This is a genomic window from Streptomyces sp. NPDC091280 (assembly GCF_044768565.1).
GTDB lineage: Bacteria > Actinomycetota > Actinomycetes > Streptomycetales > Streptomycetaceae > Streptomyces.
Genome location: NZ_JBIVUZ010000001.1, coordinates 1 through 24,932, shown reverse-complemented (window position 1 = coordinate 24,932; position 24,932 = coordinate 1). Strand labels below are relative to the sequence as shown.

Below are 24,932 nucleotides of genomic sequence, written 5' to 3'. Positions count from 1 at the left end.
ACATGACAGAGACCAGCGGACTTGAAAGCACGCGAAACACCTCGTCGAGAATCCGGCCGTTCTGCGGGGTTGTTGAAAAATGGCTGGCCTCGGCCCACCCGTCGCCGCGCACGGCGTTGGAGGAATGGGACGGCAATGCGCAGCTCGCACTCATCCCGCTCGGGCGCGGCTTCGAGGCCGTCCGCATTCCCGAAGACATCGTGCACGCCTTTGTGGGAAGCGACAGCCCTGCCACGGTGAACGCCCGTCTCGCCGAGGGCCTCAACGGCGGCCCGGTCATCCGTGACCCCGGATTCCGCCGCTACTACGCCCTCGTACCGCCTGGCACAGCCGCGGTCTGGCGTGCCCCGGTCGCGGAATGCATTGCCGCGGGTACCTACCTGGGCGTACCCCGAACCGACCGGGTCGAGTCGAACGGCGGAACGAGTACCTCGTACTGGTCGGTCCCGATGTCCCGGCCGAACGGTCTGCGCACGGCCGCCGAGGTGCTGGCCTTGGTACGGGTGGGCCACTCCCTGGTGAGCGAGGACGAGCCTTGAGCACGTCCGCGGCCGAGGACCCGCGACGGTCGGCGGAATGCACGCTCGCTCAACACCCCTATTACGAAGGGCTCCACGGCGACAGTCGTGAGACCGAGGACATTCCGCTGCCGGGGATCACCCGCATCCTGCTCCAGTCCCGCTGCGCCTGTTCCTGTCACGCCAGCCACAAATCCAAGGCCTGATGCCCCTTTCCGGCAAGAAGGAGATGTTCATGAGCGTGACCCTCGACCACTCCGCAGGCACCCGCACCCGGGACCCGCAAGAACTCCTCAACGCCGTCGCTCCGCACATCACCGAACTGACCCTGAACGTCTTCGACTCGGGCATGAGCATCTGGGATCGCGAGACAGCCCTGCTGCTGCGGGATCACACAATGGTCCGAGACATGGCCGAACGCGTTCTGGGCAACGCCGTCATGTACGTGATGGGCTCCATCGAGAACCCGAGCGAACACCTCGGCGTCGGCAGGCTGGTCGACATCGGCGTGCACCAGCTCATCCTCGACACCCCTGTCTGGTTCGGTATCTGCCGCCTGTACGACGACGGCCGGTACAAGCACCACGCCCCATTCGTCCACCGCCGCAACGACGGCCTGTGCCTGCGCACCGGTGACTTCCTGAAGGGGCAAGGCTGGCCCGTGGACGAGGAGTTGTGGGCCATCGACGGCGCGGACTGCTCGCCGTGCGACGACAAGGTCCCCGACAGCCACTGACGGCCCGCTACAGTCGGCCCGCGCCCTCCCGTTCCCCAGGAGAGCGCGGGCCTCAGCCTTCCGACATGACGCAGAGGACGGAGGACCGACGCCGTGCCCGTACCCCACGACATCCCGGCGGAGACCGAACTGTGGGACGCCTTCGCCGAGTCCGCGTTCAAGCGTGACGTCGAGCCCACGTTCTGCTGGACGCAGTACGCCGGTCATGGCCCCGGTCCCGAACTGCTCGGCGACCCGAGCAGCGTGCTGGAGATCGGGTGCGGGACCGGTCGTGCCCTCGCGCACCTCGCAGAGCGGGGCGTCAACGCGCAGGGTCTCGACCTCTCACCCGTCATGGTCGAGAAGGTGAGCGAACGGTGGGGCGGCACCGGCGCCAAGTTCGTTTGCGGGGAGGTCCTGGAGTATCTCGGCTCGTGCGAGGACAGCTACGACGCGGTCTACTCGATCTTCGGTGCGGCCTGGTTCACCGACCCGAGTCGGCTTTTCCCGCTCGTACGGGCACGGTTGAACCCAGGTGGCGCCTTCGTGTTCTCCCAGCCGTCGGCCATCCCCGGCGCGTACGGTCCGCAGGGCAGGTACAAGGGGGGCTTCGCGGGCAGGGCCATGTTCACGTACCGGTACAGCTATCGGCCTGCTGTCTGGGAACGGCTGCTGACTCGGGCCGGGTTCTCATCGGCTGTGGCGACTGTTCTTGACGCGCCTGAGCCCGGCCATATCGGGACGTTGATCGTACGCGGTGAGGCTTAGCGCCAGTCCATGGCTGATGGGACGGCCATGCGGTGAGAGCAGTCACGGCAAGGGAGAGGCCAACCAGGGGTGTTTGGAAGGCAGTTCGGTGGGGCGGGCGGCGGTGGGGCGCACGGGGTGGTCTAGTCAGGTCAACGAGTCTGCGGCGGATTGGGCGAGAGCGGCTTCGGTGGGGGCGTTGGCTCGGGTGTAGGCGTCGGCGGACTGGAGGTAGTGGGTGCGGGCTTCGGCGAGGCGAGCGGCGTGATGGTGGGCGAGGGCCAGGTTGTAGAGGGTACGGCCCGTCCCGTACCAGTCCTCGAACTCTCGGAGGCCCTCCAGAGCCTTCTCGCACGCTTCGACCGCCTCGTCCATCCGGTCCGCCTCCCACAGGACTCCGCCGAGGTTGTTCCACGCCCTGGCCTCGCCATAGTGGTCCCCGACGGCCTGGTGCAGGTCACGGGCGCGGGTGTGGGCGTCGATCGCTTCCCCTGCACGGTCTGCTTCCCGCAAGGCGATGCCAAGGTTGTCCCACGCCGAGGCCTCGCGGTGACGGTCTCCAGTGGCCTGGAACAGGTCGCGGGCGCGGGTGTGGGCGTCGATCGCCTCCCCTGCCCGGTCCGTCCCCTGCAGGGCGTTGCCGAGGTTGCTCCACGCGCAAGCCTCGTAGTGGCGGTCCCCGATGGACTGAAACAGGTCGCGGGCCTGGGTGTTCGCGTCGATTGCCTTCTCCACCTGGCCTGTCTCCCGCAGGGCGATGCCGAGGCTGTTCCACGCGATGGCCTCGCCCACCTGGTTGCCGGCGCGGTGGGCGGCCTCTCTCGCGGCATCGCATACCGTGATCTTGTCGTCGAAAGAGCGCCGCCAGTCCAGATACTCCGCCAAGTACTGCGACAGCCGTACCGCTCCGTCCGCGTACCGCTCCTCTCGCGCCCACTGCACCGCCGCCACCAGTCCCGCTCGTTCTGAGTCCAGCCACGCCAACGCCTCGGCCCGGTCCCTGAACTGTTCCGGCATCGGCGTCCCCGGCAGCCACCGCAGCCAGCGATCTGCCATCCTCGCCCACCCGCGATAGAACTCCAGCACCCGCCCCCGCGCCGCCTCCCTCTCCTCCCACAATCCCGCGTCCCCCTCGACCACACCCACCCCGAACGCCCGCACCAGGTCATGCACCCGCCACCGCAGCTCGTCTGTGTGTCGCACGGGCGAAACGAGATGCGTTGCCGCCAGCTCCTCCAACAGGCAAAGCACAGGCTCCAGTTCGAGATCAGCCAACGCAGCTACCGTCTCCACCCCGCTGTCCGTCCCCGGAGCAAGACACAACAGCCTCAGCAGCCGGGCCTGTTCGGGCCGCAGTCGCCGATACGACGTCTCCAGCACAGGGCGCAACACGAGTGACCGGCCGTACAGGTCCGCCCCGGGGCTACCCTTGTCGAGTACGACCGTCGGATCCCCGGCCTCCCTGATCTCGGTCACCAGCGAAGCGATGTCACGGTGTCTGCGCATGCGCATCATCCCCGCCGCGATCTGAAGAGCCAGCGGCAAGTGTCCGCAAAGGTCGGCCAGTTCGCGTAGCGCACCCGGCTCTTGCTCCGGCCGGTCGTCCCGCTCGTCGGTGTCGTGCAGAGCTCGCGTCACCAAGCCGACGGACTCCTCCGGGGCGAGCGTCTCAAGGTCGATGAGACGCACCGGCAGGGCGTTGGGACGGTCCCGGGACGTGATGAGTACCCGGTGGTGATCCGTGCCCGGCAGCAACGGCACGTACTGCGACGGTTCCGACGCGTTGTCCAGGATCAGCAGCATCCGCTCCCGCCGCGCGGCCAACAACTCCCGGTACACGTCGTACTGCCGGTCCGTTGTCGGCGGCAGATCCAGGCCCCGCACACCCAGCGCGTCGAGCAGCGCCAGTACTGCCTGATCGGCCGTGACCGGATCGTCGTCGTATCCCCGCAGATCCACGAAGAGCGTCCCGCCAGGGAACTCGCCCCGTGCCCGATGCGCCGCCTCCACCGCCAACGCGGTCTTGCCGATGCCGCCCATCCCCGTGACGGCGAAGACAAGCAGTGGGAGCCCGGGGTCGTCGCTGGTGCCGGGGGCCAAGTGGGAGAGCAGACGATCCAGTTCGGCCGTACGCCCGATGAACCCCAACGGCCGCGGCGGCAACGTCGCGCTCGCACTGGGAACCGGCCCGTGAGCCGTACCCCTACCCCCGCCCGTCGACCCACTTCCCGACGACGGGCCCGTCGAAGGTCCCACCCCGGAAGTCGATGTGATCTCCGCCGTACGTTGCTCTGGCTTCCCCCCGACCACCCCGATGGGGCTCCTCCTCGGCGTCGCCGGAACCCTCGCGCGGCCGGTGCTTCCGCAGTAGCGCCACCGTCACCGACGCCGCCTGCTCGGCCGCCCGTTGCTGGGAACCCGATGCGTCGGCCTGGTGCTTGGCGGCGTCGGCGCGGTCGCTGATGCCTCGGACGACCAGGGCGTTCAACTGGCCGTTGAGATGGGCTGCTTGGAGTGCCCCGAAGCCCTCCATCTCGATCGCCCCGGCGTCGTTGTAGTTGCTGTGGATGAACCGGGCGATCTCGGACTTGGCGTCCGCCAGGACCACATCACCCGTCGCGATCGGCATGAAGTGCGCCCGCACGTCGGGCATGTCCCGTACCGCGGAACGGGCCGCCTGTTCGAGCGCGTGCGAACCCGGCAGGGCCTTGGGGCGGACCCGGAATCCCCCGGGTTCCCGCTTCCCGCCGTAGATCTCGTACACCTGCGTTCCCACGACGACGTCCCCGATCTCGACGTCGTCCTTCAGGCTGCCGGCGACTCCGACGAACAACACGGCTTGTGGGCGCAGCCAGTTGATGAGTTGGGTGGTGAGGGAGGCGGCCCGGTCGGCGCCCATGCCCAATTCGCAGAGGGCGACCTGCCATGCGGTGTCGGCGAGTCGGCCCTGTTCGACGCGGGTTCCGTCGGTGTGGACACGTTCCCGCCGGTCCTCGACGTATGCGCGAACGGCGGCGTATTCGAGAGGGAGTGCGGTCAGGATCAGGACGATGGGCTGCGGCTCCGGCACACTCATAAGGTACTGCGGGGGAAGGGGATCGAGTGCCGGAACAGGACGTGACGGTCGGGCAGTTGCTGCTCGCCGAGTACCAGAGCATCAAGGACGAGCAGAAGGCGCGGATCGGGTTCCGCGACAACCTGCTCTACGTCACCTTGGGCGTGGTGGCCGCCGTCATCGCCGCCGCCGCGCAGGCCAAGCAGGCGTCGATGCTGCTGGCGTTGCCGCCGGTGTGTGTCGTGCTTGGGTGGACGTACCTCGTGAACGACCAGAAGATCTCGGCGATCGGGGCGTACGTCCGCGATCAACTCGGGCCGCGGCTGGCGGTGTTGGCGCAGCCGGGCGGTGGGTTCGAGGCGTTCGGGTGGGAGACCGCGCACCGGGGGGACCGGCGGCGCAGGTCCCGGAAGGCGGTCCAGGTCGTGGTGGACCTGACGGCGTTCTGCGCGGTGCCGTTGGCCGCCTTGGTGGTGTTCTGGGTGGATGCGGGGAGCGGGTTGCTCGTCGGGATCTCGGCGGTGGAGACGGTCGCCGTGGCGGGGCTGGCCTGGCAGGTCGTCTGGTACGCGAAGGCCGCGTGAACTCCCGTCCCAGCCTCTACCGTTGACGCTCCGGGGGCGGGTGGCGGGAGCCTGGTACGGAACGGTGGGACGGGTGCATGAAGGCTGCGCTGTTGGAGGCTCTGTCGGCGGGGGCCGGAGGGGGCGCGGGGCGTCGTGCGGTGGCGGAACTCGCGCGGAAGGTGGGGCTCGACGACGGGGCGTCCGGGCGGGAGATCGCCGAGGCGGCGAATGATCCCGCTCGACGTGCCGCCGTACGGGAGTGGGGGGAGGCGCTGGCCGAACTACTGTCCGCTGATCCGGGTGGTGTGGCCGGCGCGGTTGCGCGGGCCATGGGGAGTGAGGGTGCGGCTTCCTGGTACGACGGGGATCACGCGGACTTCCGAGGTGGGGTGTTTCTGCGGGAGGTCGTCGGTGTACAGGTCGTGATTCAGCGGGGTGGGGGCGCTGTGCCTGAGGCATTGGCCGGGTTGCCGCCGAGGCCCGCTGGGTTCACCGGGCGGGAGAGCGAGACGTCGGCGTTGTTGCGGGCGTTGGATCCGGCGGGGGAGTCGAAGGAAACGTCGGCCGTTCTCGTCGCCGCGGTGTCCGGTCTCGGCGGCATCGGCAAGACCGCGCTCGCTGTCGAGACCGCGTATCTGGCGTGTGGGCGGGGGTGGTTTCCGGGTGGGGTGCTGTTCATCGACCTGCACGGGTACGACCAGGAGCCGGTGACCTCCGACCGGGCGCTCCAGGCGTTGTTGCGGGCCCTTGGCATTCCGCCGGAGCACATTCCCGCTACGGCGGACGAACGGGTCGCGCTCTATCGGTCGACGTTGGCGGGGCGTGCGCGGGAGCGGGGTCCGGTGCTTGTGCTGGCCGACAACGCTTCGTCGCCGGATCAGGTGCGGCCCCTGTTGCCGGGAGACGGACCGCACCGCGTGCTGGTCACGTCCCGGGACCGGCTGCCTCAACTGGGCGCGAGGCTCGTCCCGTTGGACCAGCTCACGCCGGAGGAGGCGTACGAACTCCTCGACCGTGCCCTGTGGATCGCCGACCCGGACGACTCCCGCATCGTCGATGACCCCGACTGCGCCGAGCAACTCGCCTCTCTCTGTGGCCACTTGCCACTGGCCCTACAGATCGCGGCCGCGTTGCTCGCGGAGGACTCGGGCAAGCCGTTGACCGAACTCGTCGCGGAACTGGGGGAGTTCCGCGACCGGCTCGACCATCTCGACGACGGTGAGCGGAGCGTCCGCGCCGCCTTCGACCTCTCCTACCGCCGGCTGCCCCCGGACCACGCCCGGTTGCTGCGGCTGCTCGCCCTGGCGCCGGGACCGGAGGCGAGCGACGAGGTCGTTGCCGCGCTGGTCGGGGCGGAGTCGCCACCGTCGCGGGAGTTGAGGGCCTTGGCGCGGGCGCATCTCGTCGAGCGGGGGAGCGGGCGAGGGTGGTGGCGGCTGCATGACCTGGTGCGGGCGTTCGGAGTGACTGTGGTGGCGGGGGACGCGGCGTGGCAGGAGGAAGGGGATACAGCGAGGGGAAGGGTGCTGGAGTTCTACCGCCGACAGGCAGTTGAGGCAGATGCCAGGTTGCGGTGGCTGCCAGGGAGGCCGGAGCCGGAGCGGTTCAAGGATCGGGCGCAGGCTTTGGCGTGGCTGGATGGAGAGCGTGCGGGGCTGGTTGCGGCTGTGCAGTGGGCACGGGAGGAGCGGTTCGCGGTCGCAGCGGTATGGCTGTCCGAGCGCCTGGCGACCTACTTGGATTGGCGGCGATACTTTGACGACTGGATCGCCGTCACGGAGGCCGAGCAGGAAGCCACTCACCGCGCCGGGAATCAGCTGGGCGAAGCCGCGGCGTGGAACCACTGGGGTCTCGCGCTGCGGGGAGCGGGACGGGTGGACGAGGCGATTGACGTTCACATCCGTGCCCGAGACCTCTTCCAAGCCGTTGGGGACCACCTCAATGAAGCCACTGCGTGGACCAATCTCGGCGGCGCGCTGCAGTTGGACGGCCGGACGGAGGAGGCGATCGAGGCGCATACCCGTGCCCGCGACCTCTTCCAGGCTGCTGAGGATCCTCTCCGCGCAGCCATGGCCTGGGACAACCTTGGCGGTGCCCTGTGGGAGGCGGGCCGAGCGGAGGAGGCGATTGAAGCGCACACTCGTGCCCGCGACCTGGACCAGGCCGTCGGGGACCGCCTTGGTGAGGGCAGCGCGTGGCACAACATCGGTGTTTCTCTGAGCGAGCTGGGCCGCACGGAGGAGGCGATCGAGGCTTTTCGCAAATCCTTGGAGATCTTTGGGGAGTTCGAGGACTGGTTCAACGTGGGCCTGTCGCTCTGCAACCTGGCGCTTACTTTTGTCGCCGCCCACCGCCACGCCGAAGCCCGTACCGCCTTCCTAATGTCCATAGACGCCTACACCCTCGCCAATGCGCCCGCCGAAGCCGCCGAGGTCCGCACCCTCGCCGCAGAATTCGAACCCGACCCCCCACTCACCCCTTCACCCACCGATACTGCAACTCAGGCCGCCCCACAGTCCCATACTGCGGACTCCGCGCAGCCCTCCCCGCCTCCACCAGATGCTCCAGGTACCGCCGGGCCGTGATCCGGGAAATCCCCACCGCCTCCGCCACCCCCGCCGCGGTGAGCCCCTCCCCGCAGTCCCGCAGCGCGACCGTCACCTTCTCCAGTGTCGGCGCGCTCAGTCCTTTCGGCAGGGCCGCGGGCGAAGGGGCCCGCAGCGCGGCCAGTGCGCGGTCGACCTCGTCCTGGCCGCTCGCCTCGCCCGCCGCCGCGTGGAACTCGGCGTACCGCACCAGCCGGTCCCGCAGCGTCGCGAACGTGAACGGCTTCAGGACGTACTGGACGACGCCCAGCGACACGCCCTCGCGCACCACCGCCAGATCCCGCGCCGACGTCACCGCGATCACGTCCGCGTGGTAGCCGGCGGCCCGCAGCGACCGGGCCAGTTGCAGGCCGTGCGCGTCCGGGAGGTGCAGGTCCAGCAGCAGCAGGTCCACCTGCGTCCGCTCCAGCGCCCGTCTCGCCTCCGCCCCGGTGTGCGCCTTGCCCACCGCCACGAAGCCCGGTACCCGGCCCACGTACATCACGTGCGCGTCGGCGGCGACCGGATCGTCCTCCACGACGAGGACGCGGATCGGCTCGGCCGTGGTCATGAGGTACCGCCTTCGGAAAGAGAACCCCGCGACGACGACGCCCGGACGCCGTCCTCGCCCTCACTCGCCGTTCCCCGCAACGGCAACCGCACCTCGAACACCGCCCCGCCGCCCTCCGCCTCCGCCACCGTCAACGTCCCCCCGTGCCGGGTGACCGCCTGCCGTACCAGCGCCAGTCCCAGGCCCCGGCCGCCCGGTCCCGCCGGCTTCGTGGAGAAGCCCCGTTGGAACACCGCCTCCGCGTGGGCGGGATCCACTCCCGCCCCCGTGTCCGCGACCCGCAGCACCAGCGCGGAGCCGCCCGCCCCCGGACCAGCCTCCGTCCGCGCGGTCACCGTCACCCGCGCCCGCAGACTTCCCTGTGCCGCGTCCACCGCGTTGTCGATCAGGTTGCCGAGGATCGTCACCAGGTCCCGGGCGGGCAAGGAGTCCGGTAGGAGGCCGTCGTCCAGGCCGCTGTCTCCCGAGACCACCAACTCGACGCCCCGCTCGTTGGACTGGGCCGTCTTGCCCAGCAACAGGGCCGCCAGCACAGGTTCGTTGACCGCCGAGACGACCTGGTCGGTCAGGGTCTGGGCCAGTTCCAGTTCCGCCGTCGCGAAGTCCACCGCCTCCTCCGCCCGGCCCAGCTCGATCAGCGAGACGACCGTGTGCAGGCGGTTCGCCGCCTCGTGCGCCTGCGAGCGGAGCGCCTGGGTGAAGCCGCGTTCGGAGTCCAACTCGCCCATCAGGGACTGGAGTTCGGTGACGTCCCGGAGGGTGACGACGGTTCCTCGGCGCTCGCCTCCCGACACCGGGGACGTGTTCACCACCAGTACCCGGGACGCCGTCAGATGCACCTCGTCCACCCGTTCCTCCGACGACAGCAGCGCCCCCGTCAGCGGCGCGGGCAGGCCCAGGTCAGCGACCGAGCGGCCCACCACGTCGCCGGTGACGCCGAGGAGTTCGCGCCCGCCGTCGTTCATGAGCGCCACCCGGTACTGCCCGTCCAGCATCAGCAGCCCTTCCCGTACCGCGTGCAGCGCGGCCTGGTGGTAGTCGTGCATATGGCTCAGCTCGGTCGCGTTCATGTTGTGGGTGTGGCGGCGGAGCCGGGCGTTGACCACATACGTTCCTACGGCGCCCAGGGCCAGCGCGCCGGCTGCGACGCCGATCAGGGCCGTTACCTGGTCCTGCACCCGCTGAGTGATCGCCTCGACCCGGATACCGGCGCTGACCAGGCCGATGATCCGGGTGTGCCCGGTGTCGTAGACGGGGGTGACCGCGCGGACGGACGCGCCGAGGGTACCGGTGTAGGTCTCGGTGAACGACCTGCCCTTGAGGGCGGGGCCGATGTGGCCCAGGAACTTCTTGCCGATCTGGGACCGGTCCGGGTGGGTCCAGCGGATGCCCTTCGGGTTCATGATCGTGACGAAGTCGACCTGGGTGTCGCGCTGGACCCGCAGGGAGTACGTCTCCAGGTGCGCGGTGGGGTCGGAGGTGCCGATCGCCGCCACCACCGACGGGGAGTCGGCGACCGAGCGGGCCACCGCGGTGGCCTGGCGGCCGGCCGCGTCCTCGGCCTGGCTGCGGTCGCTGACGTAGGTGAACAGCGCGTACCCGGCGACGACGACCGCTATCAGCACCGCCTGCATGCCGAAGAGCTGACCGGCGAGGCTGCGGGGGCGGGGGACGTGCGGGAAGCGCATGCCGTCAGTGTGCCTCTCAGACATGGCGTGAACTAAATGAACGGAAGGGTGACCGGGCTCACAGGCCGGGAGATAGTCACCGAAACCCCCTGGGAGCCCCCGTCTCCCGGATCTTCCCGGACGTGAGCCGCACTCGCAGCCCGGGTTCCGCCGGTCGTGAGCCGCACGCCGGATGATGCCGACGACGTCGTCAAGGAGGGCAGCCGTGGCCAGCACCCCCGCTCCCGCACCTGCCGCACCCGCAGCACCCCCCGCGAAGCGGGACCGTACGCACTACCTCTACCTCGCGGTGATCGTCGCGGTCGCCCTCGGTATCGCCGTGGGCTTCATCGCGCCGGACTTCGCCAAGGAGCTGAAGCCGCTCGGCACGGGCTTCGTCGGGCTGATCAAGATGATGATCTCGCCGATCATCTTCTGCACGATCGTGCTCGGCGTCGGCTCGGTACGGAAGGCCGCACAGGTCGGCAAGGTCGGCGGGCTCGCGCTCGGCTACTTCATCGCGATGTCGTTCGTGGCGCTGGCCATCGGCCTGGTCGTCGGCAACATCATCCACCCGGGCAGCGGCATGCACCTGACCGAGGCGGTCAAGGGCGTCGGGCACACCCAGGCCCAGGCCGCCGCCGAGGGCCCGGTCGACTTCCTGCTCGGGATCATCCCGACCACCTTCGTGTCGGCCTTCACCGAGGGCCAGGTCCTCCAGACCCTGCTGATCGCGCTCCTCGCGGGCTTCGCGCTCCAGGCCATGGGCCGGACCGGCGAGCCGGTGCTGCGCGGGGTCGAGTACATCCAGAAGCTGGTCTTCCGCATCCTCGGCATGATCATGTGGGCCGCGCCCGTCGGCGCCTTCGGCGCGATGGCCGCCGTCATCGGCGAGACCGGCATGGACGCGCTCAAGGCACTGGGCACGATCATGCTCGGCTTCTACGTCACCTGTTTCCTGTTCATCGTGATCGTGCTCGGCACGCTGACCAAGCTGGTCGCCAAGGTCAACCTCCTCCACCTGCTGAAGTACCTCGGCCGGGAGTTCCTGCTGATCGTCTCCACCTCCTCGTCCGAGTCCGCGCTGCCGCGGCTCATCGCGAAGATGGAGCACCTGGGTGTCAGCCGCCCGGTCGTCGGCATCACCGTGCCGACCGGCTACTCCTTCAACCTCGACGGCACGATGATCTACCTGACGATGGCCTCGCTGTTCATCGCCGACGCGATGGACCAGTCGATGAGCATCGGCCAGCAGATCGGGCTGCTGCTCTTCATGATGGTCGCCTCGAAGGGCGCGGCCGGTGTCTCCGGCTCCGGCATCGCCGTACTCGCCAGCGGTCTCCAGTCGCACAAGCCGGCCCTGGTCGACGGTGTCGGTCTGATCATCGGCATCGACCGCTTCATGAGCGAGGCCCGCGCGGTCACCAACTTCGCCGGGAACGCCGTCGCCACCCTGCTCATCGGCACCTGGACCGGCGAGGTCGACAAGGAGCGGGTGAACCGGGTCCTCGCGGGTGAACTGCCCTTCGACGAGAAGACGTTGCTCGACGAGGCGGACACCGACGAGCACCTCGACGGTGTGCCCGAGCAGGGCGGCGAGAAGGAACTCGCCAAGGCCTGACCGGCCCCCCGAGCGGGGCGCCCGGACCCACCTGAACAAGGTCCGGACGCCCCACGGACTCCGGGCGGCTGGGTGTCCCCCCGTCGCTCAGCCGCCCGGACCACCTCCCCGCGCTGGTGGGGGATGCACTAGCGTGCCGTGCCGTGCCGGAAAACTCCGGCACGGCACGTTCGCGTTCGGCGGGAGTCTCGGGGGACATGGGCATGAAGATCGACTGGGACCGGCGGCACTGCGCACGGCACGGCCATGTGACGTACGCGCCCGACGAGACGGTGCTGCGGGACCGGCTGCGCGCCGAGACCAAGCTCGGGGTGGCCTGGCGCTGTCTGCGCTGCGGCGACTTCGCGCTCGGCGACCCGCACGCCTCGGGGCCCGCCGAGAACGCCCCGCTGGTGCCGCGCGGGAAGGTGCTGCGGGACCTGTTCATCCTGCGGTTCCTGGCGATCGAGCGGGCCGTGCGCGGGGTGTTCATCGTGCTGGTCGCCGCCGCCGTGTGGAAGTTCAGCAACAGCCAGGACTCCGTGCGCAAGCTCTTCGACGAGTACCTCGACGTCTTCCGCCCGGTCTTCAAGCACTTCCACTACGACCTCGACCACTCGCCGGTCGTCGGCTCCATCCAGAAGACCTTCGGCTACAAGCACTCCACGCTGGTCCTGGTCGCCGTACTGCTGCTGGCGTACGCGCTGATCGAACTCGTCGAGGCCGGCGGGCTCTGGTACGCCAAGCGCTGGGCGGAGTATCTGACGGTGGTCGCCACCGCCGCGTTCCTGCCGCTGGAGATCTACGAACTCACCGAGCACATCAGCTGGTTGAAGATCGCCACCCTCGTCCTCAACGTCCTCGCCGTGGTCTACATCGCGCTCGCCAAGCGGCTGTTCGGCCTGCGCGGCGGGCGGAAGGCCTTCGACGAGGAGCGCGAGAGCGCCTCCCTGCTGGAAGTGGAGACGTCCGCCGGGGTCATGGTCTGACGCCCACGACATCCCGGTCCAGCAGGGTCAGTTGGGCCGTCGTCAGGGTCAGGTCCGTCGCCCGTGCCGAGTCCCGGATCGACTCGGGGCGGCCGGCGCCGGGAATCGGGATCACGGTCGGCGACTTCGCCAACAGCCAGGCCAGGCAGACCTGTTGGGGGCTGACGCCGTGCTCGCGGGCCACGGCGTGGAACGCGGTGGAGCCGGGTTCGCGGTTCGGGTCCGGCGGGCCGTCCAGCGAGCTGCGGGAGATGCCGCCGAGCGGGCTCCACGGCAGGAAGGCCAGGCCGAGTTCGGCGCACAGCCGCAGCTCCGGCTCGCTGTCCCGTACGGCGGGCGAGTACCGGTTCTGCACCGAGACCAGGCGGTCGCCGAGGATCGCGCGGGCCCGCCGGATCAGTCCGGTGTCCGTGTTGGAGACACCGGCCAGCCGGATCTTGCCCTCGTCGAGCAGCTCGCGCAGGGCGCCCACCGACTCCTCGAAGGGCACGGCCGGGTCGGGTTTGTGCAGCTGGTAGAGGCCGATGGCGTCGACGCCGAGCCGCTTCAGGGAGGCCTCGGCGGCGGCCTTGAGACGGCGTGGCGAGCCGGTCACCGTCCAGCCGCCGTCCGCCGGTCGGCCGCGTCCGCCCTTGGTGGCGATCAGCACGTCGGACGTGTCGCCGCCGTACGCCGCGAGCGCGCGGGCGATCAGCGCCTCGTTGTGGCCGGGTTCGGCGCCCGGGAGGTGGTAGGAGTCGGCGGTGTCCAGCAGGGTCACGCCCGCGTCCAGCGCGGCGTGCACCGTGGCCAGGGCGCGTCGTTCGTCCGGGCGGCCTTCCACCGACAGCGGCATCGCGCCGAGTCCCACGGCGCTCACCCGCAGATCGCCAAGTGCGCGGTGGCGCATGTCAGTTGTCCTTTCCCATGGTCTCGGCGACCGCCCGCGGCAGCCACCGCCGTACGTCGCCGAAGGCGAAACCGAGCCGCTCCGCGCGGGAGTTGGCCATGCCGTAGCGGCGGGTGAAGGAGAGCGGGGACGTCTCACCGACCTCGACCGTGCGCAGGACCGTGCGGCCGGTGGGGAGGTGTGCGGTGATCGCCGCGCACAACTCCCGTGTGGTCAGCAGGCCGTGGGAGGCCGCGTTGACCGGGCCGGTGAAGTCCTGGCCTGCCGTCCAGGCGACGAAGTCGGCGATCTCCTCGACGTGGATGTAGGTCGCCGGGTGGTCGGTGGTGGGCACCGCGATCGGCTCGCCGGCGCGGATGCGGTCCGCGTAGTGGGCGAGGCGGCCGGTGAAGTCGTCGGCGCCGCCCAGCACATGGGCCACGCGGACGGCGGTGAACGGGAAGTCCCCGCCCGCCGCGAACACCGCCTCCGCCTGCCGCTTGCCCTCGCCGTAGTGCGCGTCGCGGAACTCCGGCTGGTCCCAGGGGAGTTCGAGGTCGACGGGGACGGTGAGCGGATCCACGGCCGTCTCGGGCACGAGGTCGGCGGAGTCCTCGTACTCGTACACCTCGACCGTCGACGTCATGACATAGCGGCCGGTGCGGCCGGTGAACACGCGGCGGGCGACCGCCGCCTGGTGCGGGGTGTAGCAGACCTGGTCGACGACGACGTCGAAGCGGCGCGGGCCGAGCGCGGTGCGCAGCCCGTCCTCGTCGTCGCGGTCGGCGATCAGGTGCGTGGCCGCGGCGGGCGGCGGGGACGAACCCCGGTTGAGGACCGTGACCCGGTCCCCGGCGGCCAGCAGCCGGGCGATCAGCCGCTTGCCGAAGTAGCGGTTGCCGCCGATGACCAGTACCTCTCGCGCCTTTTCCATGACCATAATTCTGCTGGCGTACCCGGGCGGCTTGAAGGGGAAGACATGGGAGTTGCGGCCTCCGTACCGAAAGAACCACGGCATTCGCGGGCCGGTGCCGACGAAACCTCGGTGGCCTTCGACGCGCTGGACCGGCAGATCCTCCAGCTCCTCCAGACCGACGGCCGGATCAAGCTCAGCGAGCTGGGGCGACGCGTCCGGCTGAGCCCGGCGGCGGTCACCGAGCGGGTGCGGCGGCTGGAGAGCACGGGCGTGATCAGCGGCTACGGCGCCCAGGTGGTCCCGGGCCGGCTCGGCTACGGCATCCAGGCGTTCATCCGGGTCAACCCGCACGGCGGCTACACCCTGAAGCACCCAAGGACCCTGGAGCTGATCGAGCGCCCGGAGATCACCGAGGTCCACCATGTCGTCGGCGAGGACTGCTGGATCCTCAAGGTCGCCGTCCGGGACACCGTCCACCTGGAGGACGTCCTCGAAGCGGTCTCCGCGCTCGGGCGCACCACGACGTCGATCGTGCTGACCTCGCCGCTGGAGCGCAAACCGCTCTTGCCCTGACGCCGACGTCAAGGACTACCGTCGTGGACATGCGAATCGGCGAGCTGGCCGCGCGGGCCGGGACCACGACGCGAACGCTCAGGTACTACGAGTCGCGGGGGCTGCTGCCCGCGCGGCGCGGTGGCAACGGGTACCGGACGTACGACGAGGGGGACCTGAAGCTGCTGCGGCAGATCAGGACCTTGCAGGACTTCGGGTTCGACCTGGAGGAGACGCGGCCCTTCGTGGAGTGTCTGCGGGCCGGGCACCCGCAGGGCGACTCGTGCCCGGCGTCGCTCGCCGTCTACCGCCGCAAGCTGGCCGAACTGGATTCCCTGATCGGGGAGTTGCAGGCGGTGCGGGCGGAGATCGGGGTGCGGCTGGCGACCGTCGAGGAGCCGGTGCCGTTGTGCGAACTGGGAGGGTCTGAACTGTGATCGATGTGACGGACGGCAATTTCGCGGCCGAGGTGATCGGGGCCGAGGTGCCGGTGCTGGTGGAGTTCACCGCGGACTGGTGCCCGCCGTGCCGGCAGATGGCGCCGGTGCTGCGCGCTCTCGCCGCGGAGGAGGGCGAGCGGCTGAAGGTCGTGCAGCTGAACGTGGACCGGAATCCTGAGACCACGAACGCGTACAAGGTTCTCTCGATGCCCACGTTCATGGTGTTCCGTGACGGTGAGCCGGTGAAGGCCATGGTGGGAGCCCGGCCGAAGCGACGGCTGCTGGAGGAACTGGCCGAGGTGATCTGAACAACTGGACCCGCGGGCACGAAAAAATCCCCTGAGCAATTGCGCTCGGGGGATTCTTCTGCGTATATTCAATGGTTCGCGACTTCACGGGAATTAGGTCGTGAAGAGGTTTAGTGAGCACAGTATATAGGCCCGGGAGTGGAATTGTCAAACAGCGATGAAATTCGCGGTGAGCAGGAATTCATCGACGGTCTCTACGCACGCGTGGACGCGCTGCGCGGCGCCACCGAGGACTCCGTCACGGACGCGCTCGGACAGGGCAACACCCCCATGCAGGCCCGGCTGGAGCGGGACATCCTGGTCGCCGAGCGCTCGGGGCTGCTGGCCGCGCTGAACGCCGTGGACGGCTCGCTCTGCTTCGGCCGGATCGACCTCACCTCCGGGGTCCGGCACCACATCGGCCGGATCGGCATCCGCGCCGACGACGCCGACCTCACCCCGATCCTGATCGACTGGCGGGCCGAGGTCGCCCGCCCCTTCTACCTCGCCACCGGCCACACCCCGATGGGCCTGCGCCGCCGCCGGCATCTCACCACCGACGGCCGCCGGGTCACCGCCCTGCACGACGAGATCCTCGACCTGGGGGACCGGGAGCGGACCGGCCACGAGGACCCGACCGGCGACGCGGTGCTGCTCGCCGCGCTCGACTCCGCGCGCACCGGCCGGATGAGTGACATCGTGCAGACCATCCAGGCCGAACAGGACGAGATCATCCGGGCACCCCATCGGGGGGTCCTGGTCGTCGAGGGCGGGCCGGGCACCGGCAAGACCGCCGTCGCGCTGCACCGGGCCGCGTATCTCCTCTACGAACACCGGGAGTTGCTCGCCAAACGCGCCGTCCTCATCGTCGGCCCGAACCCCGCGTTCCTCGGCTACATCGGCGAGGTGCTGCCCTCCCTCGGCGAGACCGGCGTCCTGCTGGCGACCGTGGGAGAACTGTTCCCCGGTGTGCGGGCGACGGCCGTCGACAGCCGGGCGGCGGCGGCCGTCAAGGGCCGCGCCGACATGGCGGACGTCCTCGCGAGGGTCGTCCGCGACTGGCAGTCCCTGCCCGACCCGGTGATCGCCATCGAGCACGACCGCGAGATCCTGATGCTCGACGACGGCCTGGTCCGCGTGGCCCGCGACCGCACCCGCGAGGCCCGGCTCCCGCACAACGCGGCCCGCGAGCACTTCGAGGGCCACATCCTCAACACGCTCACCGAGATGGTCGCCGAACGCATCGGCACCGACCCCTTCGACGGCGGCAACCTCCTCGACCCCAGCGACATCACCCAGATCCGCGACGAACTCGCCGAGAACCCCGAAGTCTGGGCCGCCATCGACCAGTTGTGGCCGCGGCTGACCCCGCAGTACCTCGTCGCGGACTTCCTCGCCGACCCCGTCGGCCACGTCTCCGACGACGACGCGGACGCCATCCGCCGCCCGGTGACCCGCGAGTGGACCGTGGCGGACGTACCGCTGCTCGACGAGGCGGCCGAACTCCTCGGCACCGACGACCGGGTGGTGCGGGCGCGGGCCGAACGCGAGCGCGCGGAACAGGTGTCGTTCGCGCAGGGCGTGCTGGACGTGTCCTTCGCCTCCCGGACCTTCGAGTTCGAGGACAAGGAGGAGGACGACCCCGAGGGCTCCGAGGTGCTGTCCGCGCACGACATCATCGACGCCGAACGCTTCGCCGAGCGGCACGAGGAGGAGGACCACCGCAGCGCCGCCGAGCGCGCGGCGGCCGACCGCACCTGGGCGTTCGGCCACATCATCGTCGACGAGGCACAGGAACTCTCCCCGATGGCCTGGCGGTTGCTCATGCGGCGCAGCCCCACCCGCTCGATGACCCTGGTCGGCGACCCGGCCCAGACGGCCGAGGCGGCGGGCGTCGGCTCCTGGTCGCAGATCCTCGCCCCCTACGTCGAGGACCGCTTCACCCACACCCGCCTCGGCGTCAACTACCGCACCCCCGCCGAGATCATGGACCTCGCGGCAGCGGTCGTCCGCACCGAGAACCCGTCCTTCGAACCGCCGAGTTCGGTACGGTCCACAGGTGTACGGCCCTGGGTGCGCGCGACCGACGACCTGCCCGGCGCGGTCGCGAAGGCCGTCGGCGAACTGACCCCCTCCGAAGGCCGGTTGGCCGTCATCGCCCCGCGCGACCTGCACCGGCGGCTGGCCGCGCGACTCGACGGAGTGACGGCGGGCGCGGAGCCCGACCTGACCCGCGCCGTCGTCCTGCTCGACCCGCGCCAGGCCAAGGGCCTCGAATTCGACTCCGTCCTCGTCGTCGAGCCGGGTCGGTACGGCACGAGCGACCTGTACGTGGCGCTGACCCGGGCGACACAACGGCTCGGGGTGGTGCACACCGGGGCGCTGCCGCGAGCGCTGGCCGAGGTGGCGGACACGGCCTAGGCGGGCCGCAGCCAGATCGTCGCCAGTGGTGGCAGTGTCAGTCGGATGCTGGCCGCGTGGCCGTGCCACGAGGTCGGTTCGGGCTTGAGCGGGTCGGGGTTGGTGACACCGCTGCCGCCGTAGGCGACGGAGTCCGTGTTGAGGGTCTCGTGCCAGGCGGGGGTGTCGTCCGGGACGCCGAGGCGGTAGTCGTGGCGGACGACGGGGGAGAAGTTGCTGACGGCGAGCAGCGGCACGCCCTCGGCGTCGAGCCGCAGGAACGCGAGGACGTTGTCCTCGGCCGCGTCGCCCGTCGTCCACCGGAAGCCGGCGGGGCTGGTGTCGAGCTGCCAGAGCGCGGGGGTCGTGCGGTAGACCGTGTTGAGGTCGCGGACCAGGTCGCGCACGCCCCGGTGGTCGGCTTCGGCGCCGTAGGCCGGGTCGAGGAGCCACCAGTCGGGGCCGTGCGTCTCGGACCACTCGGCGCCCTGGGCGAACTCCTGGCCCATGAAGAGGAGTTGCTTGCCCGGGTGGGCCCACATGAAGGCGAGGTAGGCGCGCAGGTTCGCGCGCTGCTGCCACCAGTCGCCGGGCATCTTCGACACCAACGACCGCTTGCCGTGCACCACTTCGTCGTGCGAGATGGGCAGCACGTAGTTCTCGCTGTACGCGTACACCATCGAGAACGTCATCTCGCCGTGGTGGTGCCGACGGTGGACCGGCTCGTGGGTCATGTAGTCGAGCGAGTCGTGCATCCAGCCCATGTTCCACTTGAAGCCGAAGCCGAGTCCGCCGGTGTCGGTGGCGCGGGTGACGCCGTCCCACGCGGTGGACTCCTCGGCGATCGTCACGACACCGGGCACCCGCCGGTAGACGGTCGCGTTCATCTCCTGGAGGAAGGCGACCGCGTCCAGGTTCTCCCGGCCGCCGTGCTCGTTCGGGGTCCACTGGCCCGGCTCGCGCGAGTAGTCGAGGTAGAGCATGGAGGCGACCGCGTCCACGCGCAGGCCGTCGATGTGGAACTCCTCGCACCAGTAGACGGCGTTCGCCACCAGGAAGTTGCGCACCTCGCGGCGGCCGAAGTCGAACTCCAGGGTGCCCCAGTCGGGGTGCGCGGCCCGCAGCGGGTCCTCGTGCTCGTACAGGGGGCGGCCGTCGAACTCGGCCAACGCCCAGTCGTCGCGCGGGAAGTGGGCCGGCACCCAGTCCATCAGCACACCGATGCCGGCCCGGTGCAGGGCGTCGACCAGGAACCTGAAGTCGTCCGGGGTGCCCAGGCGGGCGGTCGGGGCGTAGAAGCCGGTGACCTGGTAGCCCCAGGAGCCGCCGAAGGGATGCTCGGCGACCGGCATCAGCTCCACGTGCGTGAAGCCCAGGTCCTTGACGTAGGCGGGCAGCTGCTCGGCGAGCTGACGGTACGTCAGACCCGGGCGCCAGGACGCGAGATGGACCTCGTAGACGGAGAACGGCGCCTCATGGACCGGGACTTCGGCGCGGCGGGCCAGCCACTCGGCGTCGTCCCACTCGTGGTGCGCGGCCGTCACGATGGAGGACGTGGCGGGCGGGACCTCGGTGCGGCGGGCCATCGGGTCGGCACGCAGTGTCCGGGAACCGTCGGGCCGGGTGATCTCGAACTTGTACAGCTCGCCCTCGCCGATGCCCGGCATGAACAGTTCCCAGACCCCGGTGCCGCCGAGCGAGCGCATCGGGGCGCCCGTGCCGTCCCAGAAGTTGAAGGTGCCGGCCAGCCGGACGCCCCGGGCGTTCGGCGCCCACACCGTGAACCGGGTGCCGGTGACCCCCTGGTGGGTCATCGGCTCCGCGCCGAGCGCCCGCCACAGCTGCTCGTGCCGGCCCTCGCCGATCAGATGCAGGTCCAGATCACCGAGCGCGGGCAGGAAACGGTACGCGTCCTCGACGTCCTGCGCGGTGCCGTCGTAGGCCACGAGCAGCCGGTACGCGGGGACGTCGGGGAGCGGGAGCAGCCCGGAGAAGAACCCGTCACCGTCGTCGTGCAGCCCGGCCGTCGACCCGTCCACCACGACGCTCACGCCGAGCGCGAACGGACGGAACACCCGGAACGCGACACCGCCGGGCACCGGGTGGGCGCCGAGCACGGAGTGGGGCGCGTGGTGCGTGCCGTGCAGGAGCCGGTCGCGGTCCACGGCGTCGAGCGCGGGGGAGACGGCGATCTCGGGCGCGACCGCCCCGACCGGCGCCGTTTCGGCCGGGGGCCTCTCGGCCGGGGGATTCTTCACCGCCGTCTTCTTCACCGGCGCCTTCTCCACCGAGGTCTTCTTCACCGCCGCCTTCTTCAGCGCGTTCTTCTTCGTCGAGTTCTTCTTCCCGGAGCCCTTCTTCCCGGCACCGGTACCGGCACTGGCAGCGGCACCGGCACCCTTCTTGGCCGAAGGCTTCTTCGCGGCGGCCTTCTTCGGGTCCGGACCGTTGGACGGGGGGCGCGGGGTCACGGGCGGGGCCTCCTGGGCGGCGGGGTGGGTCAGGTGGTGGGGTTGGCGAGGCGGCGGACGGCGGAGAGCGGGACCGGGAGCCAGTCGGGGCGGTGCCGGGCCTCGTAGACGACCTCGTAGACCGCCTTGTCCGTCTCGTACGCGCGCAGCAGGACGGGGTCGGTGCGCGGGTCCGCGCCGCCGACCTCCGCGTACCCGGAGCAGTAGGCGGCCCGGCAGCGCGCCGCCCAGCCCGGGGCCGGCGGGTCGGCGGAGTGGGCCGCGTAGTCGAAGGACCGCAGCATCCCCGCGATGTCCCGCACCGGCGGCTGCGGCAGCCGGCGTTCCGCCAGCGGCCGGGACGGCTCGCCCTCGAAGTCGATCAGCGACCACTCCCCGGACGGCGAGCGCAGGCACTGGCCGAGGTGCAGATCGCCGTGGATGCGCTGGGCGGTCCAGGTGTGGCCCTCGGCCGCGAGATCGGCCAGCGCCGAGAACGCCGTACGCAGTCCGGGCGCGTACGGCCGCAGCGCGGGCACCGCTTGGGCCGCCGCGTCGAGCCGCTCGGTCATGCCCGTCACCAGCAGGTCCAGCTGGGCATGGCCCAGGGTCGTGGTCGGCAGGGCGCGGGCCAGGGCCACGTGCACCTCGGCCGTGGCCCGGCCCAGCGCCCGCGCCTGCGCGCCGAAGTCCTCGCCCTTGCGCAGTTCGCGCAGCGCCAGTTCCCAGCCGTCGGACGCGCCCCGCACGAACGGCTGGAGCACCCCGAGGACGTACGGCTCCTCGGCGAACTCCGCCCGCAGCCACGCCGTGGGCGCGGGCACCCGGGGGCAGCCCTCCAGGGCGAGGGCGAGCGGGAGTTCCAGGTCGGGGTTGGTGCCGGGGACGATCCGGCGCAGCAGCTTCAGGATGAACGAGTCGCCGTAGACGACGGACGAGTTGGACTGTTCGGCGGTTATCAGGCGGGGGGCCAGGCCGGTTGCGATGTCCTGGTCCGGGTCCCGTTCGAAGCGCAGCCCGCCGATGTGGGCCTGGGTGCGCAGGGCCTCCAGGAGCACTTCGGCGGGCCGGGGGTCGTACAGGGCCTCGTACACCGTGCGGCCGGTGAGCGGGCCCTCCTCGACATGTCCGATCAGCGCGGGCGCGAGCCGGGGCGGCAGCGCCTCGCGCACCCCTATGAGGAGCTGGTAGCAGTCGCCGGGCGCGGGGGACTGCCGGGCGCGGACCAGCAGGTGGTAGAGGCCGAGCGGGCCGTCCACGGGCAGCAGCTCGGTGGCGGCGACCAACGAGAAACCGGTGACGGGGCGGCCTTTGCCCGCGAACCACCGCTGCCTCGGCAGCCACTCCCGCAGAAGGGGGTCGAGGGACGCGAGGAGGCCGGGACTGGTCCGGCCGGACAGGGTGACTGTTTCCGCCATGACGTCACGCTCCTTTCCCCGGGGTGGTCGGGGTGTCACTGTTGCGTGCCCCGGTCGGGGCGGGGGAAACCGGATCCACCCCGCCCCACGGGGCGACTAGGCCGCTTCCTTGCGGAGCCGGAACCAGTAGAAGCCGTGCCCCGCCAGGGTCAGCAGGTACGGCAGCTCTCCCACCGCCGGGAAGCGCACCCCGCCGAACAGTTCGACCGGGTGCCTTCCATTGAACGCCCGCAGGTCGAGTTCCGTCGGCTGCGCGAACCGGGAGAAGTTGTTCACGCACAGCACGAGGTCGTCCTCGTACTCGCGCAGGAACGCGATCACCGCCGGGTTGGACGACGGCAGCTCCGTGTAGGTGCCGAGGCCGAAGGCCGGGTTCTGCTTGCGGATCTCGATCATGCGGCGGGTCCAGTGCAGCAGCGAGGAGGGCGACGACATCGACGCCTCGACGTTGGTGACCTGGTAGCCGTAGACGGGGTCCATGATGGTCGGCAGCGACAGCCGGCCGGGGTCACAGGACGAAAAACCTGCGTTGCGATCAGGTGTCCACTGCATCGGCGTGCGCACGGCGTCGCGGTCGCCGAGCCAGATGTTGTCGCCCATGCCGATCTCGTCGCCGTAGTAGAGGATCGGCGAGCCGGGCAGCGACAGGAGCAGGGCGGTGAACAGCTCGATCTGGTTGCGGTCGTTGTCCAGGAGCGGGGCCAGGCGCCGGCGGATGCCGATGTTGGCGCGCATGCGGGGGTCCTTGGCGTACTCGGCCCACATGTAGTCGCGTTCCTCGTCGGTGACCATCTCCAGGGTCAGCTCGTCGTGGTTGCGCAGGAAGATGCCCCACTGGCAACTCGACGGGATGGCCGGGGTCTTGGCGAGGATCTCGGACACCGGGTAGCGGGACTCGCGGCGTACGGCCATGAAGATCCTCGGCATGACGGGGAAGTGGAACGCCATGTGGCATTCGTCGCCGCCGCTCCGGTAGTCGCCGAAGTAGTCGACGACGTCCTCGGGCCACTGGTTCGCCTCCGCCAGCAGCACCGTGTCGGGGTACTGGGCGTCGATCTCCTTCCGCACCCGGCGCAGGAACTCATGGGTTGCCGGAAGGTTTTCGCAGTTGGTGCCCTCGGCCGCGTACAGATACGGGACGGCGTCGAGGCGGAAGCCGTCGATGCCCAGGTCCAGCCAGAACTTCAGCGCCGAGATGATCTCTTCCTGCACGGCCGGGTTCTCGTAGTTGAGGTCCGGTTGGTGGGAGAAGAAGCGGTGCCAGTAGTACTGCTTGCGGACGGGGTCGAAGGTCCAGTTGGAGGCTTCGGTGTCGACGAAGATGATGCGGGCGTCGGGGTACTGCTTGTCGTCGTCGGCCCACATGTAGTAGTCGCCGTAGGGGCCTTCGGGGTCTTTTCTGGACTCCTGGAACCACGGGTGCTGGTCGCTGGTGTGGTTCATGACGAAGTCGATGATGACCCGCATGCCGCGCTGGTGGGCGGAGTCGACGAAGTCCACGAAGTCGGCGAGGTCGCCGAACTCGGGGAGGACGGCGGTGTAGTCGGAGACGTCGTAACCGCCGTCGCGCAGGGGGGACTTGAAGAAGGGCGGGAGCCAGAGGCAGTCGATGCCGAGCCACTGGAGGTAGTCGAGTTTGGCGGTGATGCCCTTGAGGTCACCGATGCCGTCGCCGTTGCTGTCCTGGAAGGAGCGGACCAGGACCTCGTAGAAGACGGCGCGTTTGAACCACTCGGGGTCCCGGTCCTTGGCGGGAGTGTCCTCGAAGGTGTCCGGGACGGGCTCGTTGACGATCATATTGTGGGTGACCCTCCGATCTGCGGGGACGGTCGCAGGACGGTGAGGATGTGTGCGGGCCGGTTGCCCGGTTCCAGGCGCACATAGTTGGCCCTGCCCCAGTGATAGGTCTCACCGGTGAGCTCGTCGCGCACCGGCACCGACTCGTCCCATTCCAGGCCGAGTTGCGGCATGTCCAACGAGACCGTGGCCTCCTGGGTGTGGTGGGGGTCGAGGTTGACGACCACCAGAACCGTGTTCGAACCGCTCCGCTTCGAGTAGGCGATCACCGCCTCCTGGTCCACGGCGTGGAAGTGCAGGTCGCGCAACTGCCGCAACGCCGGGCTCCGGCGCCGGATGTCGTTCAGCCTGCCCAGCAACGGCGCGATGCTGCGTCCTTCCCGCTCGGCCGACGCCCAGTCGCGCGGCCGGAGTTGGTACTTCTCGGAGTCCAGATACTCCTCGCTACCGGGCCGTAGCGGAGTGTTCTCGCACAACTCATACCCGCTGTAGATCCCCCAGGTCGGGGAGAGGGTCGCGGCGAGGACCGCGCGGAGTTCGAAGGCGGGCCGGCCGCCGTGCTGGAGGAACTCGTGCAGGATGTCGGGGGTGTTGACGAAGAAGTTGGGCCGCATGTAGGCGGCGGCTTCGCCCGCCAGCCCGGTCAGGTACTCGGTGAGTTCCTGTTTGGTGTTGCGCCAGGTGAAGTAGGTGTACGACTGCTGGAAGCCGACCTGGGCGAGGGTGGCCATCATCGCCGGGCGGGTGAACGCCTCGGCCAGGAAGATCACGTCGGGGTCGGTGGCGTTGAC

20 protein-coding genes and 1 pseudogene are annotated in these 24,932 nt (G+C 70.1%); 11 read left to right on the top strand and 10 right to left on the bottom strand.

Features of this window, described 5'->3' with window-relative positions; genetic code table 11:
* Positions 1 to 2 precede the first annotated feature (2 nt).
* The 3 genes from ACIQPR_RS00105 (at position 3) to ACIQPR_RS00095 (ending at position 2,001) form a co-directional block, all read left to right on the top strand.
* Positions 3 to 539: a hypothetical protein gene (locus ACIQPR_RS00105; RefSeq protein ID WP_403639528.1), complete on the top strand. Its 537-nt coding sequence runs from the start codon at positions 3 to 5 to the stop codon at positions 537 to 539.
* Positions 540 to 753: 214 nt separating this feature from the next.
* The gene (locus tag ACIQPR_RS00100) at positions 754 to 1,254 is read left to right on the top strand and encodes a hypothetical protein (RefSeq protein WP_403639525.1); all 501 of its coding nucleotides are present in this window, start codon (positions 754 to 756) and stop codon (positions 1,252 to 1,254) included.
* Between the two features lie 93 nt (positions 1,255 to 1,347).
* Positions 1,348 to 2,001, top strand: coding sequence for a class I SAM-dependent methyltransferase (locus ACIQPR_RS00095; protein WP_403639522.1), 654 nt, complete (start codon positions 1,348 to 1,350; stop codon positions 1,999 to 2,001).
* A gap of 126 nt (positions 2,002 to 2,127) precedes the next feature.
* Here the strand turns inward: ACIQPR_RS00095 and ACIQPR_RS00090 are convergent, their stop codons facing one another.
* Both ACIQPR_RS00090 and ACIQPR_RS00085 read right to left on the bottom strand, forming a co-directional pair.
* Positions 2,128 to 4,080, bottom strand: a complete 1,953-nt coding sequence (locus tag ACIQPR_RS00090; RefSeq protein WP_403639519.1) for a tetratricopeptide repeat protein — start codon at positions 4,078 to 4,080, stop codon at positions 2,128 to 2,130.
* A gap of 103 nt (positions 4,081 to 4,183) precedes the next feature.
* Positions 4,184 to 5,056: a nucleosidase gene (locus ACIQPR_RS00085; protein WP_403639515.1), complete on the bottom strand. Its 873-nt coding sequence runs from the start codon at positions 5,054 to 5,056 to the stop codon at positions 4,184 to 4,186.
* Between the two features lie 26 nt (positions 5,057 to 5,082).
* Here ACIQPR_RS00085 and ACIQPR_RS00080 point away from each other — a divergent pair, with 26 nt between their 5' ends.
* Together ACIQPR_RS00080 and ACIQPR_RS00075 are read left to right on the top strand one after the other, a co-directional pair.
* Positions 5,083 to 5,619 (top strand): hypothetical protein, encoded by a 537-nt coding sequence (locus ACIQPR_RS00080; protein ID WP_403639512.1) that lies wholly within the window; start codon positions 5,083 to 5,085, stop codon positions 5,617 to 5,619.
* Between the two features lie 77 nt (positions 5,620 to 5,696).
* A complete protein-coding gene (locus ACIQPR_RS00075) occupies positions 5,697 to 8,186 on the top strand; it encodes a tetratricopeptide repeat protein (RefSeq protein ID WP_403639509.1) in 2,490 nt (829 codons plus the stop codon).
* On the opposite strand, the gene ACIQPR_RS00070 is transcribed toward ACIQPR_RS00075, so the two are convergent.
* Both ACIQPR_RS00070 and ACIQPR_RS00065 read right to left on the bottom strand, forming a co-directional pair.
* Positions 8,074 to 8,757 (bottom strand): response regulator, encoded by a 684-nt coding sequence (locus ACIQPR_RS00070; protein ID WP_390156958.1) that lies wholly within the window; start codon positions 8,755 to 8,757, stop codon positions 8,074 to 8,076. The two genes, ACIQPR_RS00075 and ACIQPR_RS00070, sit on opposite strands and share 113 nt — an antisense overlap.
* The gene (locus ACIQPR_RS00065) at positions 8,754 to 10,445 is read right to left on the bottom strand and encodes an ATP-binding protein (protein WP_403642787.1); all 1,692 of its coding nucleotides are present in this window, start codon (positions 10,443 to 10,445) and stop codon (positions 8,754 to 8,756) included. The genes ACIQPR_RS00070 and ACIQPR_RS00065 overlap by 4 nt, the downstream gene beginning before the upstream one ends.
* A gap of 172 nt (positions 10,446 to 10,617) precedes the next feature.
* Here ACIQPR_RS00065 and ACIQPR_RS00060 point away from each other — a divergent pair, with 172 nt between their 5' ends.
* A complete protein-coding gene (locus tag ACIQPR_RS00060; protein WP_403639506.1) occupies positions 10,618 to 12,045 on the top strand; it encodes a cation:dicarboxylate symporter family transporter in 1,428 nt (475 codons plus the stop codon).
* Between the two features lie 203 nt (positions 12,046 to 12,248).
* Positions 12,249 to 13,013 (top strand): DUF2127 domain-containing protein, encoded by a 765-nt coding sequence (locus ACIQPR_RS00055; RefSeq protein WP_403642785.1) that lies wholly within the window; start codon positions 12,249 to 12,251, stop codon positions 13,011 to 13,013.
* On the opposite strand, the gene ACIQPR_RS00050 is transcribed toward ACIQPR_RS00055, so the two are convergent.
* On the bottom strand, positions 13,003 to 13,902 hold the full coding sequence (locus ACIQPR_RS00050) for an aldo/keto reductase (protein WP_403639503.1): 900 nt from the start codon (positions 13,900 to 13,902) through the stop codon (positions 13,003 to 13,005). The two genes, ACIQPR_RS00055 and ACIQPR_RS00050, sit on opposite strands and share 11 nt — an antisense overlap.
* 1 nt (position 13,903) lies before the next feature.
* Positions 13,904 to 14,815: an NAD-dependent epimerase/dehydratase family protein gene (locus ACIQPR_RS00045; protein ID WP_403639501.1), complete on the bottom strand. Its 912-nt coding sequence runs from the start codon at positions 14,813 to 14,815 to the stop codon at positions 13,904 to 13,906.
* Between the two features lie 45 nt (positions 14,816 to 14,860).
* Here ACIQPR_RS00045 and ACIQPR_RS00040 point away from each other — a divergent pair, with 45 nt between their 5' ends.
* The 4 genes from ACIQPR_RS00040 (at position 14,861) to ACIQPR_RS00025 (ending at position 18,497) form a co-directional block, all read left to right on the top strand.
* The gene (locus ACIQPR_RS00040) at positions 14,861 to 15,370 is read left to right on the top strand and encodes an Lrp/AsnC family transcriptional regulator (RefSeq protein WP_403639498.1); all 510 of its coding nucleotides are present in this window, start codon (positions 14,861 to 14,863) and stop codon (positions 15,368 to 15,370) included.
* Between the two features lie 29 nt (positions 15,371 to 15,399).
* The gene (locus tag ACIQPR_RS00035; RefSeq protein ID WP_403642782.1) at positions 15,400 to 15,786 is read left to right on the top strand and encodes a MerR family transcriptional regulator; all 387 of its coding nucleotides are present in this window, start codon (positions 15,400 to 15,402) and stop codon (positions 15,784 to 15,786) included.
* Positions 15,783 to 16,097 (top strand): thioredoxin, encoded by a 315-nt coding sequence (trxA, locus tag ACIQPR_RS00030; protein WP_403639495.1) that lies wholly within the window; start codon positions 15,783 to 15,785, stop codon positions 16,095 to 16,097. Before ACIQPR_RS00035 ends, trxA begins: the two co-directional genes overlap by 4 nt.
* A gap of 162 nt (positions 16,098 to 16,259) precedes the next feature.
* Entirely contained in the window at positions 16,260 to 18,497 is a 2,238-nt protein-coding gene (locus ACIQPR_RS00025) for a HelD family protein (RefSeq protein WP_403642781.1), read from the top strand.
* On the opposite strand, the gene glgB is transcribed toward ACIQPR_RS00025, so the two are convergent.
* The 4 genes and pseudogenes from glgB to ACIQPR_RS00005 all read right to left on the bottom strand — a co-directional run.
* Positions 18,494 to 20,947 carry a 1,4-alpha-glucan branching enzyme gene (glgB, locus tag ACIQPR_RS00020; RefSeq protein WP_403639492.1) on the bottom strand — a complete coding sequence of 818 codons (2,454 nt, stop codon included), beginning with the start codon at positions 20,945 to 20,947 and terminating at the stop codon, positions 18,494 to 18,496. The two genes, ACIQPR_RS00025 and glgB, sit on opposite strands and share 4 nt — an antisense overlap.
* 29 nt (positions 20,948 to 20,976) lie before the next feature.
* Positions 20,977 to 22,344 (bottom strand): phosphotransferase, encoded by a 1,368-nt coding sequence (locus tag ACIQPR_RS00015; protein WP_403639489.1) that lies wholly within the window; start codon positions 22,342 to 22,344, stop codon positions 20,977 to 20,979.
* A gap of 96 nt (positions 22,345 to 22,440) precedes the next feature.
* The gene (gene treS, locus ACIQPR_RS00010) at positions 22,441 to 24,141 is read right to left on the bottom strand and encodes a maltose alpha-D-glucosyltransferase (protein WP_403639486.1); all 1,701 of its coding nucleotides are present in this window, start codon (positions 24,139 to 24,141) and stop codon (positions 22,441 to 22,443) included.
* Positions 24,138 to 24,932 (bottom strand): annotated as a pseudogene (locus ACIQPR_RS00005) (alpha-1,4-glucan--maltose-1-phosphate maltosyltransferase); the annotation flags it as partial. The pseudogene ACIQPR_RS00005 and the gene treS, both read right to left, overlap by 4 nt.

Excerpts from the sequence above, each read along its gene's own strand:
- ACIQPR_RS00055 (WP_403642785.1), top strand. The coding sequence starts at position 12,249 with ATGAAGATCGACTGGGACCGGCGGCACTGCGCACGGCACGGCCATGTG.
- ACIQPR_RS00075 (WP_403639509.1), top strand. The coding sequence starts at position 5,697 with ATGAAGGCTGCGCTGTTGGAGGCTCTGTCGGCGGGGGCCGGAGGGGGC.
- ACIQPR_RS00065 (WP_403642787.1), bottom strand. The coding sequence starts at position 10,445 with ATGCGCTTCCCGCACGTCCCCCGCCCCCGCAGCCTCGCCGGTCAGCTC.
- ACIQPR_RS00070 (WP_390156958.1), bottom strand. The coding sequence starts at position 8,757 with ATGACCACGGCCGAGCCGATCCGCGTCCTCGTCGTGGAGGACGATCCG.
- ACIQPR_RS00100 (WP_403639525.1), top strand. The coding sequence starts at position 754 with ATGAGCGTGACCCTCGACCACTCCGCAGGCACCCGCACCCGGGACCCG.
- ACIQPR_RS00050 (WP_403639503.1), bottom strand. The coding sequence starts at position 13,902 with ATGCGCCACCGCGCACTTGGCGATCTGCGGGTGAGCGCCGTGGGACTC.
- ACIQPR_RS00060 (WP_403639506.1), top strand. The coding sequence starts at position 10,618 with ATGATGCCGACGACGTCGTCAAGGAGGGCAGCCGTGGCCAGCACCCCC.
- ACIQPR_RS00085 (WP_403639515.1), bottom strand. The coding sequence starts at position 5,056 with ATGAGTGTGCCGGAGCCGCAGCCCATCGTCCTGATCCTGACCGCACTC.
- ACIQPR_RS00035 (WP_403642782.1), top strand. The coding sequence starts at position 15,400 with ATGCGAATCGGCGAGCTGGCCGCGCGGGCCGGGACCACGACGCGAACG.
- treS (WP_403639486.1), bottom strand. The coding sequence starts at position 24,141 with ATGATCGTCAACGAGCCCGTCCCGGACACCTTCGAGGACACTCCCGCC.
- ACIQPR_RS00105 (WP_403639528.1), top strand. The coding sequence starts at position 3 with ATGACAGAGACCAGCGGACTTGAAAGCACGCGAAACACCTCGTCGAGA.
- ACIQPR_RS00045 (WP_403639501.1), bottom strand. The coding sequence starts at position 14,815 with ATGGAAAAGGCGCGAGAGGTACTGGTCATCGGCGGCAACCGCTACTTC.
- ACIQPR_RS00015 (WP_403639489.1), bottom strand. The coding sequence starts at position 22,344 with ATGGCGGAAACAGTCACCCTGTCCGGCCGGACCAGTCCCGGCCTCCTC.
- ACIQPR_RS00040 (WP_403639498.1), top strand. The coding sequence starts at position 14,861 with ATGGGAGTTGCGGCCTCCGTACCGAAAGAACCACGGCATTCGCGGGCC.